At 50.6% G+C, this 12126-nt stretch carries 6 protein-coding genes; all 6 read left to right on the forward strand.

Going from position 1 to position 12126, the window contains the following annotated elements; genetic code table 11:
- Positions 1 to 1025: 1025 nt before the first annotated feature.
- Positions 1026 to 2009: an NAD(P)H-quinone oxidoreductase gene (locus tag B0F88_RS16700; RefSeq protein ID WP_104425080.1), complete on the forward strand. Its 984-nt coding sequence runs from the start codon at positions 1026 to 1028 to the stop codon at positions 2007 to 2009.
- A 4-nt stretch (positions 2010 to 2013) separates the two neighbouring features.
- On the forward strand, positions 2014 to 2859 hold the full coding sequence (locus B0F88_RS16705; RefSeq protein WP_104425081.1) for a sulfurtransferase: 846 nt from the start codon (positions 2014 to 2016) through the stop codon (positions 2857 to 2859).
- Positions 2860 to 3121: 262 nt separating this feature from the next.
- The gene (locus B0F88_RS16710) at positions 3122 to 4534 is read left to right on the forward strand and encodes an eCIS core domain-containing protein (protein WP_219820902.1); all 1413 of its coding nucleotides are present in this window, start codon (positions 3122 to 3124) and stop codon (positions 4532 to 4534) included.
- 60 nt (positions 4535 to 4594) lie between these two features.
- The gene (locus tag B0F88_RS16715; protein ID WP_146083366.1) at positions 4595 to 5047 is read left to right on the forward strand and encodes a hypothetical protein; all 453 of its coding nucleotides are present in this window, start codon (positions 4595 to 4597) and stop codon (positions 5045 to 5047) included.
- A 173-nt stretch (positions 5048 to 5220) separates the two neighbouring features.
- Positions 5221 to 11241 (forward strand): eCIS core domain-containing protein, encoded by a 6021-nt coding sequence (locus tag B0F88_RS16720; protein ID WP_104425083.1) that lies wholly within the window; start codon positions 5221 to 5223, stop codon positions 11239 to 11241.
- A 37-nt stretch (positions 11242 to 11278) separates the two neighbouring features.
- The gene (locus B0F88_RS16725; RefSeq protein ID WP_104425084.1) at positions 11279 to 11839 is read left to right on the forward strand and encodes a hypothetical protein; all 561 of its coding nucleotides are present in this window, start codon (positions 11279 to 11281) and stop codon (positions 11837 to 11839) included.
- Positions 11840 to 12126: the final 287 nt, after the last annotated feature.

Consider the following 12126-nt stretch of genomic DNA (forward strand, 5'->3'; position numbering starts at 1 on the left):
GCTTACTGATAAGCCCGTAAGAAGCCGGCCATTATAACCTACTCACTTAACTTGTCAACGTCCTTGCTGGCTTTATTTCCTACCAAGCATCCTGCCCGCCCTTCCAAAGCTTCATACCCGGAAGAGCTGCGTATTATACAACTACAGCCAATATGGTCAAGAAGTTATTATACCTGTTAAACAGTGCGACTGATGTATCAACACTTTTCCGGGCGCGCAGCTAAAAGCGTGATGTATCAATTATGGCGTATAGCAAGCACTTAACACATCACATGCAGTGCTGAATTGTTGATGAAACCAATCACCTGAAAAATGGATTTCATAGAAAAAAATGCATTCGCCTGAATAATACGGGTCATGACTGTAAAAGCTTTCTCGAATATTTGTGGCCCGCCATAACTCCATTTCCATGTGCGCGCTCAACATCCAACTTGGCAAGACGAGCAGTTTTCTAGCCTTCCCAGCGTTGCCCTTCCGTTTTGTTTTTTTCCGGTTCGCCCATCTTTAAGGTCTATAAGGAAATAGACTATGTAACGATTTAATTGAGAGTGCTTTTCAATAGCCGTCTGAAATGATTCGGTAAATTGACATATTTTTTAGAATCGAAACAATCATGGAACTTTGCTTGCCAGCCGGTTTCAGTACAGTTTGCATTACGAAAAAATTAATCTCCATAAAAATGAGGTTCCCGCAATGTAAGCCGACAACACAATTCTTCAAAAGCAAAGTGTTAGCTATCATTGATGATGCACGTATTTTTAAAAAATCAGCAACATTCATTTCAAATTCACAACCAAGAGGTACAGCAGGCTAAAATGGACTAAATAAGAGAAACCGTAATTGCTTTCATCAAAACCAAAACTTACCTCGTTCATCCACAATTGCTCCGATCAGTATAGCCTACTTGGTTTGACTTCTTTTAAAATCTCATTTAATCACTATTATCCATTTACCCTTTAAAAATTAACATCCCAATAACTGAAGCATATAATAACCGCACCTGATTCATCGATGATGCTGTATCTATGACGCTACCCGATCAGACGCTTGCTATTGAAATCGACAACGGTGTTTTAAAACCGGTTCAGCGCGCCATACCCGTGCCGTCAGTCAACCAGGTATTAATTAAAGTCGCCGCCGCCGGTATCAACCGACCCGACGTAATGCAGCGCAAAGGCCTGTATCCGCCCCCGCCCGGCGCATCGGACATTCCGGGGCTCGAAGTTGCAGGAACAATTCAGGTATTGGGCGGCAACATTGGCCATCTAAATGTCGGCGATCGAGTCTGCGCACTGGTGGCCGGCGGCGGTTATGCCGAATATTGTCTAGCCTCGGCGGCGTTATGCCTGCCTGTCCCGGAAAATCTGTCTTTTACTCAGGCAGCCGCATTACCGGAAACTTTTTTCACGGTCTGGAGCAATGTCTTCGACCGCGCCCTGTTGCAGCCCGATGAAACACTGCTGGTGCATGGCGGCTCCAGCGGCATCGGCACGACGGCGATACAACTGGTCAAGGCATTTAACGCCAAGGTCATAGTCACCGCAGGCTCAGAAGCTAAATGCGAGTTCTGCCTGCACCTGGGCGCAGATGCCGCGATCAACTATAAGGAACAGAATTTTGTTGACGAGATCAAGCGGCTTACCAACGGCAAAGGCGTCGACGTTATCTTGGACATGATCGGCGGCGACTATTTCCCGCACAATCTAAAATGCATGAGCGATGATGCCCGACTGGTGCAAATCGCGATTCAAAGCGGCCCGAAAGCCGAAATAAACCTGTTGTCTGTCATGCTTAAACGGCTGACTATCACCGGTTCCACCTTAAGGACCAGGGACGATGACTTTAAAGCGGCCATTGCAAGCCAATTGCATGAAAAGGTCTGGCCTTTATTGGAATCCGGTAAAATCAAACCGGTTATACATTCAACTTTTGCGCTCACCGATGCCGCCTTAGCCCATCAACTCATGGAAAGCAGCCAACATATCGGCAAAATCATCTTAACGGTATAAAACTATGACCTACACCACCCTCATTTCCGCAGCCACACTCCACCAGCAACTTAACAACGCCAACTGGATTATCGTCGATTGCCGGTTTTCATTAGCGGATACCGAAGCGGGCGCCAAAGCCTACCGGCACGGACATATCCCGAACGCCCGCTACGCCCATCTGGACAAGGACTTGTCTTCAGCTATCACCGATTTTACCGGACGCCACCCTTTGCCGAACTTCGCCTTATTGGCAAAAAAACTGGGCGACTGGGGCATAAGCAACAACAGTCAGGTTGTGGCTTATGACGACGCGGGCGGCGCTTTTGCAGGCCGTTTATGGTGGCTGTTGCGTTGCATGGGCCATGACAAGGTTGCGGTATTGGACGGCGGCATCAAGCACTGGCAAAAACAGGGGCTGGCTGTCACCACAACCTTGCCCGCCGTTAAACCCGCCACATTCAGGCCGTACATGAACGATGGCGCATGGCTTAATGCGCTACAAGTGCAAAACAGCATGGCAAAAAAATCCATTTGCCTGATCGACGCCAGAACGCCCGAACGCTACCGCGGCGAACAAGAACCCATCGACCCGGTTGCAGGCCATATTCCCGGCGCGTTAAACCGAGCCTTTCAATTGAATCTCGACAGTAACGGCCTGTTTTTATCGGCAGAAAGATTACGCGAGCAATTTAAACGGCTTATCGGCGCTAGCGCCCCCGAACAAGTCGTTCATTATTGCGGCTCCGGCGTCACCGCCTGCCATAACTTACTGGCGATGGAACACGCCGGATTAACCGGTTCCAAGCTTTATGCCGGATCGTGGAGCGAGTGGATCAGGAATAAAAACCGGGCGGTTGCGAAAGGCTGATCGTTGATAGCGACGAAATCCCCACAATAACATTGCCAACCAAATCGCTGCCATCAGCATTTTGGTTGGCAATGATTGTTCCCGGTTTAAGCACCGGAAAAGCCTCTGAAATTTGCAAAGTTTTGTATGCCGGAAACTAACATACTGTGTTATGTTATTGGCCAATCGTACTATTCATGGAAAAATAATTTCCTTAACAGGATTATTGCTCCCTGTGTGTCCCATAAGGACACAATCGGCTAAACTCAGAATAAATGGGGGAATGATGAAAGTTACACAAAAACAAATCAACAATGATTCCAATCGCCGCTCAACCACCGAAGCCACTCAAAGTAGATGGCAGAACCAATTGGCCCAGATGGCCAATAACAGTACAGAAGCGGTAGCTCAGCGAGCTTTTATTGCCGGCATCAACAACAGTCCCCGCATGCTGGCGCAACGCCAACGCATTGAAAGCTATATTGATCCCGATCGACAACAAACGACAGCGCAGCGAGTGGAACAGAACGCCAACAACACCGGCCTGCCGGACCACCTTAAGTCCGGCATCGAGTCCTTGTCCGGCATGTCCATGGACAACGTCAAGGTCCATTACAACTCAGCCCAGCCCGCACAACTCAATGCCTTGGCTTATGCCCAGGGAACAGACATTCATATCGCACCGGGGCAGGAACGGCATTTGCCGCATGAGGCCTGGCATGTCGTGCAGCAAGCGCAGGGACGTGTGCTGCCGACGATGCAGATGAAGAATGGCGTCCCGGTCAACGACGATAAGGGGCTGGAGCAGGAGGCCGACGTCATGGGGATCAAAGCGGCCAACGCCGGACATTCGGAAGGCTTCGCCGATGCCAAGGCAGGGCTCTCGCATGAGACGGTACATGCGCTGGCATCATCGTCATCCATCGTGCAACGCGTAAACAAGAACGTCACCGCTCTGGCGGCGCGTCGGCTCAACAAAGCGCGGGACGCAATCAACTACACCAAGGCAACCATTCCGCGTGCCGGCAATCAGACGACCGCACTGACGGCCGGAAACATTAATCCCTACTTTCGCCTGAAAGTCATGCGCAACGAACAGCCGCCGGCAAGGTACGGCCATGTTTATCCCGCCCCGCCCTACTGGGACTTCACCAGCGATGCGGCCAGAACCTTGGCCAGAAACAATCCCGCCGACTACGTCAAGGCGAAAGCCCGTCTCGCCCACGGAGGCAATTGCGGCGAACACGCCGACGTTGCGTATAGCTATCTGCGGGTCAATGCCGTAGGCGAAAAAATCGCCAAATGTTCCATAGATGGGCTTGATCATGCGTTCGTCCTGATCGGCGATCTCCGTACCTGGATCGGCGATTCAGACAGCGAGATAGCCGTGGCAGATCCCTGGCCCACACAGGCGAAAGCGACGCTATGGGAAGATCATTTTGCATATACGTCTTGGCACATGGATATTAACCAGAACAGGTCAATGGTCGCGGACGGGCAGGACGTGGAGCCGCTGATCAGCGCCGGTCTTCAGCTCACCCCGGAAGGCCAACAGGTTATCGCGGAAACTTTGTCTCCGGTGGACACCGCCCATTTCGTCGGCAACGTAGGTCATCTCTGGACGCACCCGCGCGCTTCCGCGGCCGGCAAAGAGTACGATCACCTGGATCCTGCCGGTGCGGCTGCCGGCAATTGAAATAATGATGGCAATAAAAGGTAAGCCGCAATGCTAGGCTGGAAGCGAGCAACCGAACCCGTGAAAATGATCGAAGGTCCGTCGATCCAACCATCGGAGCCCCTGCTGGAGTGGTTAAACAGCAATGCACGCTCCGTTTCCGGGCAGCAGAGGCTCTTTCGGCTCCCCGTGGTGATTAGCTTCGAGGATGAATTTCGCCTTGAACTCGGAAATGCCTTCATTGGGGTTTCCGAAGAACGGCTGGCGGAGGACGCAATCGGGCTCTCTCTCGATACGGCGGCGATGGGAATATCCCTTTGGTCCCTGCTGAACGAGCGTTGCCCGAAAGCGTCGACTTCCTGCGCCGTCTGGCTCGACGGATATTGGGGCTCATCGATTGAGCTTGACCAGCCTCAAACGCGCAAAGCCGGGGAGAAGTGGCCCTTCGCCGTCGTGCGCCTTCATGGGCTGATCGATGCGCGCACCCAACGCTCGAAGACTGTTCAGGCGCTTCTCCTTGAGGCGGATCACTGAAAACGGCGCCATACGAAGTGAACATGTCCAGCGTTTTATTTAACCGGGATGAGAAAAGCCTCTCGATCCATCTTTCATCCCAGCTGTGGGGCAGTTTTCCGGTACTCGGCTTTCCGGTTAAGAATCTCCCCACCGAAATATGACAAGTTGAACTCAGACTGCAAGGGTGAACGATGAAAGCCGCACCAAAACAAGCCAACCCCGATTCAAGCCACTCAACAACCGAAGCCACTCAAGACAGCTGGCAGAAACAATTAGCGCAAACCGAGAACAACAGCAAGGAAGCAACGGCGCAACGCTCTTTTTTGGCCGGTATCTCTGACAGCCCGCGTATGACGGCGCAGCGTCAGCGTATTGAAAGCTACATGGGTACAAATCAGCAAACAGCTGTTCCCAGTCCTCAAACAAATCAACAGCAAAACATTCAGCGTTTAAAAAAACGTGATGCGACAGGAGACAAAGCAATACAGATGATGGATGGGGCGGACACACGGCCGGCCCCTGTTACAAAAATGACGGAATCCTTTTTACAAAAGAAATGCAGCCGATGCGAAGCCGAGGAAAACATACAAAAAAAGCCCTTTCCTGAATTGATCCAGGCAAAGGACGTTAAGGACGCGGTACCGAATCCAATCAATTTTGAAGCCCACGAAAACAGCAGCCATTCACATTCCACCGCTATTCAATTCAAGCTGAAAATAGGCGCACCGAATGACATCTATGAGCAAGAAGCCGATTCAGTAGCCGACAAGGTTGTTAAGCTTCACGAAAGCGACGTACAGTCTTCTGTCCCCGCCATTATCCAAACAAAATGCGCCGCTTGCGAAGCCGAAGACAAAGAAGCCATCCAACGCAAAGAATTGCCTTCCGATCCTTCGAAAATATCCGAAGGAATCAGGCAAAACACCCTGACTCAAAACCCTTTATCACCTTCAGAACCCATATCAACAATTACACCGGCTCCCAAAGCAAGCCTGTTGCGGTTGCCGAATGCTAATGACGAAGAGTTGCAACTTAAAGAAGAAAAAGAGGAGGAATTAAGCGAAATCAGCATGAAATCCTTCGGCGGCGATGCACCGCAAGCCCCCGAAGGCATTGAAAGCAGTCTCAGTCAATCTAAAGGGGCCGGAAGTTATCTCCCCAAAAACATACGTGCTTTTATGGAACAATCCATCGGAGCCGATTTTAGCGCGGTAAAAATCCATAACGACAGTAACGCCGTGCAAATGAGCAAAAATCTCAATGCACAGGCATTCACTCATGGCAGCGATATTTATTTTAACAGCGGCAAATACAATCCCGCTTCGTCCGAAGGCAAACACCTGTTGGCGCATGAACTCACCCACGTCGTTCAGCAGAATCAAGGGGTGCAGAAAAAAGTTATCCAGCGGGCGCCTGTTGACGAGCTCAAAAAGAATTCTGTAATCGATTACGACAAAGCCAAATCGGACAACCTCAAATCCTGGTATGAGCAGTATAAATTTTACAATCTGTTCAAGGAAATAGACGTATATCCCGGCAGTACGCCGATTGCTTACGCCAATCACGTCTACGAACTGCAAATAAAGCTGGAAGAAGCTTTTCCTGGCAAATGGACAGCGAAAGAAGCCGGTATATTGGAACCGGTCATCACCGCCGATAGCGTTTTATACAAGTTACTCGACACAGCCATTCATTATCACAGCGACCCCGCGGCCCATAATGGCTTTAACACTAAACTTTTGGAACGCCTTTATCAGTATTTTAATGAATTTGAAAGTTCGCCGCCCCCGCTCATATCGGAATATTTCGCCGGTGTTCGCCAATTGGAAATGGTCAACCGGAACAAGCGCTTTTATATTCAATTTGATGACCGCGGCGATTATGTAAGACAGTTGCAGGCGGCATTGTTGGCGATGAACTACGACATTGGCGCCGACCTGAAACAAGACAAGAAAACACAGGCAAAAGAGCCCAGCGGGGTATTTGGTAAAGGCACCAAACAGGCGGTCATAGAGTTCCAGAAAGATTCCGGCTTTGAAGGAAAGGATGTGGACGGCATTGTCGGGCAAATGACCTTGCGCCTGCTGGATAAACGTATTGGCGCGCCTGCGTTTAAATCGCCTTCGGTTTCGGCGGGTACCGCATTTGCATTCCATGTCCCCCTGTCGGCTTCGGATTTACTGATAGCTAAAGACGCCCTCAAAGCGGACTTATTAAAACGTACCCTCAAAGTAGCGTTCCCGGTCACCGAAGACCAGATAGACGTATTGGCGCGCTCCGGTTGGCACTGGACAATATACAAAGAACCGACACAAGCCGATGTCGACGTAGGATATATGCAAGTCACCATTAGAAAGTCTTCCTATCAAAGCGTGATGGGCAAGATAGACGAAACCGCAAGCGGCAAATCGGGCGAGCCTGTACAGGAAAAGCTCGAAAAGCAAACCCTCGACCTGCTTAAAACAGGAAACCTATACTCGCTCAACCAGAAAATTAAAAGCCTGGAGTCTGTGATCGCCTCGGAAAGAAAAGGCGACCCGGACATGCACGGACGGGATATAAACTGGGATGAAGTCAGAAAAGATGAAGCCCGCCTGGAAGCGTTGAAAGAACAGCGGCAGGAGGAATTAAACCGCCTGGGTATAACGCTGGACGATTATGAAAAGTTACAGACTGACTTTATCGGCAATTTCGAAAAATTCGCCGTGCTTATTGCATTCCGCATGTTGTCAGACAACGAGATGCAGGCCAATATTGAAGCCCAGCATTATGCCAAAGCGGAAGAAGTGGCCGCCATCAAAGCCGTGCTCGGCGATTTATCAAATAAATATAACGACTCGAAAAAGTTATGGTGGGAAGCCGTAAGCCTGGAAGATACGGCGGGGAAAGATAAGAGTTATTACAGTAGCGGCGCTGATTACAGCTCAAAAAATCAATCTTCACATGGCGATATCGATGTCGATACCTCCGACCCCACCCGCTACTACAATGATGAAAATGCAGCGGCCATGTATAAGGCTCAGGAACAAAAGCCTTCGCCCTATTTTGCACCGTGGCAGGAAAAAGAGAAAACAGTCGTCGCCTCCCTTCAGGACTCGGTTAAAAAATTCCCGATCCTTGCGCACCCCAAGCTTGAACTGCGCAGGAACGCCGGTAAAGACGCCGCAATGACCGACGATGCGGTACAAAAATTACTGCTCGCCATTATCAACGGAACAGACGACGAAAAAGGCATCAAACAAAACATTGAAGACACCCGTAAAGCGTTGGCGGAACATCGCGAAAAGATCTGGGAGCTTCCTGTGGTCATTCTCAAGGCCCAATATGCATTAGGTGTCATAGAGGGCGTCCCCGCCACCCTGATCAAAGCCAAGCAAGAGGCCGTGGCAAACAAAGCTTTCTGGGAAAGCGTCGGCCTTGCCGTGCTCGGCATTAGCCTTGGCTTGCTCGCTCTTGCGTCCGGCCCCGCCGGCTGGCTCGCACTCGCCGCCAGCATAGGCGTTGGCGCCTACGATGCCGCGCGCACCTACAGCGACATTACTTTCAAAAAAACAACGGCCAATACCGCCCTGGACCCGGTTTTGGCTTTGGGTACGGACGATCCGTCTTATTTCTGGTTTTGGGTCAGCCTGGTCAGCATAGGCCTGGATGTCGTCCAGGCTGCCAAATTGCTCAAATCCATCGCCAAAGGCATCGATTTGGCTGAAGGCGTCACCAAGGGCCTCAGCGAGGCAAAAGCCGCCAAGGAGCTGGAGCTGTTGAAAGCCGGCGGCAGCTCGACCAGCAAAGGCAAAGCAATACTCAAGGAGATAGAAGAAATAGACCAAGCGCTATCAAAAATAAGTTCCACTGAATTTGCCGAAAATATCAAACTGCTTGAACCGCTCAAATCCAATCCGATGGCCGTCGTGGTCATGGGCGAAGCGCTTAAGGACAAAAAAATCGTCAAGGCCGTTACGGCCCTAGGCAAGCTGGTCGAAAAAGAGATGTTCGAAAGCAGCCTCAAATTTTATGCGGGCGTGGGAAGAAACTCACTCGATGAGTTGCCGGAGCTGATGCGCTTGATAAAAGAAGGCGGTTTAGGTGCTAACAAGCGCTTGATGACCGAATTACTGTCGGACCCGCGCACTCAACGAGTGCTGCTCGACACGCAGGATCCTGCGTTTGTGCTCGGCCAATTCGAAGCATGGAACAAAGCCATCGGAGCGGGAAAATCGCAAAGTTTCGTCAACTTCCTGGAAGCCGAAAATCAAATCACCAAATTAGCCACCGATACCAAACTGGTGGATATGTTTGGCGAGTCGTTCGCCACGTTATCCAATGTGGTGAAGAACACTTATATCATGCGTACCGTAGAGCCCCGCCTGCTCCACGCATTCCACACCGGCGGCCTTTCGCCCGAACTGAAAAAGGCGCTGGAGGTATTGCTTAATTCCGACGTGCTGGCTCAATCAACCCGGCTGTCTTCGGCGCAGCAAAGAATGCTGCGCGAAATCAGGGTATTGGGCAGCGTGATCGAAACCCAAAGCGACTTCTCGAAAGTGGTGAGTCTGCTCGACAACCCCGCATCCCGGCGCGCTTTATGGGAAGGCGCATCCCAGCTGGCCGGAAAAGACAAATACGTCGAACTGATCCTTAAAGCAAACGCCGGAAAGCAACCGGCTGCGGATGTTCTCGATGACCTGATCCGCATCGGGCCGATGACCGATGAAGGAACTATCCAATCGCTGCTCGCCCCGGCCGGACAAAAGCTTCGTCAAGCGCTTGCGGCAAGCCCTGAGGCTGTAGCGGTGCTCAAAAAATGCGCATCGCCTTGCCTGCCGACCTTTGTCACCGCCGAGCAGGTTAATCAGGTCGCCCTGATTATGTCGGGCAAGTCGAAAGACGATTTGCTGCGTATCCGGGAATTCCTCTATGCCAATCGCGGCTCGGAAGACGGTTTCAAGTCGGCTCTTGGCAGCTTGGAGACCAATTTTGCCGACGCCCTCAAAGATGTAAAACTCCCGGTACTGACAAAACCGGTCGGCTTTGCAGCTTCCGACGAAGCCTTGCGCGCCATCCTTAATCTTGGCTTGCCGGTGTCGGAACTCAATAAAATCATGGCCAAAGCGGCCGCTGCCAAAGGGGGATCGGAAATCATCACCGACCTGCTGCGGGTACTTCAGTTTGAAAGAAATGTTTCTCTTAGCCATTTCGATAAACTCATTAAAGGCCTCGCGGAAGGCAGCGACATTGAGTTCAGAGCAGCCCGCCATCTATTGGATGAAGCGGAACGATTTGCCAACGCCTCCGCCGCAGGGCTAAAGAAATTCAAATACAGCGGCCTGGAAAAAGCCGATATATTGCTGGGCCGCTTCAGCTTAACCGAACTGAACACGCTGATGAATGCCCGCTGGTCGGAAAGTTTTGTCAATAGCCTTTACGAAGTAGCCGATAAAATGCCGACGCTTAAATTTGACGAAATCAAAGCCCTGGTCACCCAGGCAGGCGGCGGTAAAGCGCCAGGCGACCTGGGCCGATTGCGGGAAATTTTATCAACCGTCAAAGCGCCTTCTACTTCTTACGACGAAGCCGTTAAAATCATTCAAGCCGCCGATTCCTTTGCCGCCGACGTAGCCAAGGCGATGAAAGATCCCGCGACCGGTTACGATGCGATGGTGAAACTGATTTGGGGAGAAACGGTCGCCGTGGAAGGCGGCACGATTAAAGTCACGGAAGCATTAGGCAAGAGCGGCTCGGATGCATACCAAACCGTATTCCAGTTGGGCAAGGGAGAATCCTTAGCAAAAAACATGGTATCGGGAGGCGCACTCAGCAAAGACAAGTGGAAAGTATTCAGGAAAGTGATTGATGATTCCAATGTAGCGACTTCGATTAAAAACAACATCATCGGGGAAATGTGGACCCGGGTAAACGCCGAAGCATACCGGGAGCTTGGCTATAAAGTTTACCGCGAAGTCGGCATCAGCAACGGCACAACTCTCGCCAAAGCCGACATCATCCTGGAAAAAGGCAACGAAATTATTGTATTGGAATGCAAGAGCGGCGGCGCCACTTACTCTAAAGGCCAAGACATTATTTACCCCTTATTGCAGGACGGCAAATTCAAAAGCGTGATGCTCAGCGGCGATGAAGCGCTGGCAAAAAAATTCGCCGACCCTGCGTCAAAGATCAAATTTATAACGGCCAGGGAATCGGAAATTATTAAATGATAAAATCAAATCTCAATTGAGTATAAGGATAATCGCAATGAGCTGGAAATTTGCCGGGATTATATTTAAAAAGAACTATAAAACCGCCTACCCTGAGCTATTGAAACAGCTGGACGTTAAATACAGCCAATCTGCGGAAGGCTTTACCTTTGCCGACGCCATCAGCCGCGAAAACCAAGCGACCGCTTTGGGTCAGGTGAATGGCAACACCCTGTTGCTTCATCACTTTCTTCCTTACGACTGCTCCTATGAGCCCGGCGCTGAGGGACGGCTGGACGAGCTACTGATGCCGCTTTCTATCGGAAGCGATATCATGAACTATATTGTTGACGGCGTTTCGGGAACCTATTGCTTTTCCCTGTTCAGCGACGGAAAGCGCATTCGCCGTTGGGCTGCCGAACCCGGCAAGGTCTGGTGCAACGAGGGTAATCCGGTGGAACATGAAATATCTTCCGTTTTTAAAAATGATTCCTTCCCTGATATTTTTTCGATGACCGAAGACGAAGCCCGCCTGTTTGCGGTATGGGAGGCATTCGCTGGAATACCCTTCCAGAAACTTGTGCAAGATGACGCGCCTTTATTTCATTTTTTTCTCTAACGACAAGGACGGGCCCAAATTCAAGATTCGCCGGGAATTGAAAGGTAAACTCCATCAGTAAAAATGATGGAAGGCCCAATAATCTCCAATAATCTAACGGCGCAAATCACTCTTGCGTCAACACCTCAATTTCGCTATTCTCCTATCCGGGACACTCAGGCTGAATCATCCGTGCGTAGAAAGATCACGGCAACAGCGAAAGAGAGGATACGCAGCTTCATGGGGTTTATACGAAGTACTCTCGCCCATGGATAGGCGATGCCGGTTGTGGAATAGAGAGTGGAATA

This window comes from Methylobacter tundripaludum, from assembly GCF_002934365.1.
GTDB classification, from domain to species: Bacteria; Pseudomonadota; Gammaproteobacteria; order Methylococcales; family Methylomonadaceae; genus Methylobacter_A; species Methylobacter_A tundripaludum_A.

What these genes read in the sequence shown, in the direction of transcription:
- B0F88_RS16700 (WP_104425080.1), top strand. Translation starts at nt 1,026, where the DNA reads ATGACGCTACCCGATCAGACGCTTGCTATTGAAATCGACAACGGTGTT.
- B0F88_RS16705 (WP_104425081.1), top strand. Translation starts at nt 2,014, where the DNA reads ATGACCTACACCACCCTCATTTCCGCAGCCACACTCCACCAGCAACTT.
- B0F88_RS16710 (WP_219820902.1), top strand. Translation starts at nt 3,122, where the DNA reads ATGATGAAAGTTACACAAAAACAAATCAACAATGATTCCAATCGCCGC.
- B0F88_RS16720 (WP_104425083.1), top strand. Translation starts at nt 5,221, where the DNA reads ATGAAAGCCGCACCAAAACAAGCCAACCCCGATTCAAGCCACTCAACA.
- B0F88_RS16725 (WP_104425084.1), top strand. Translation starts at nt 11,279, where the DNA reads ATGAGCTGGAAATTTGCCGGGATTATATTTAAAAAGAACTATAAAACC.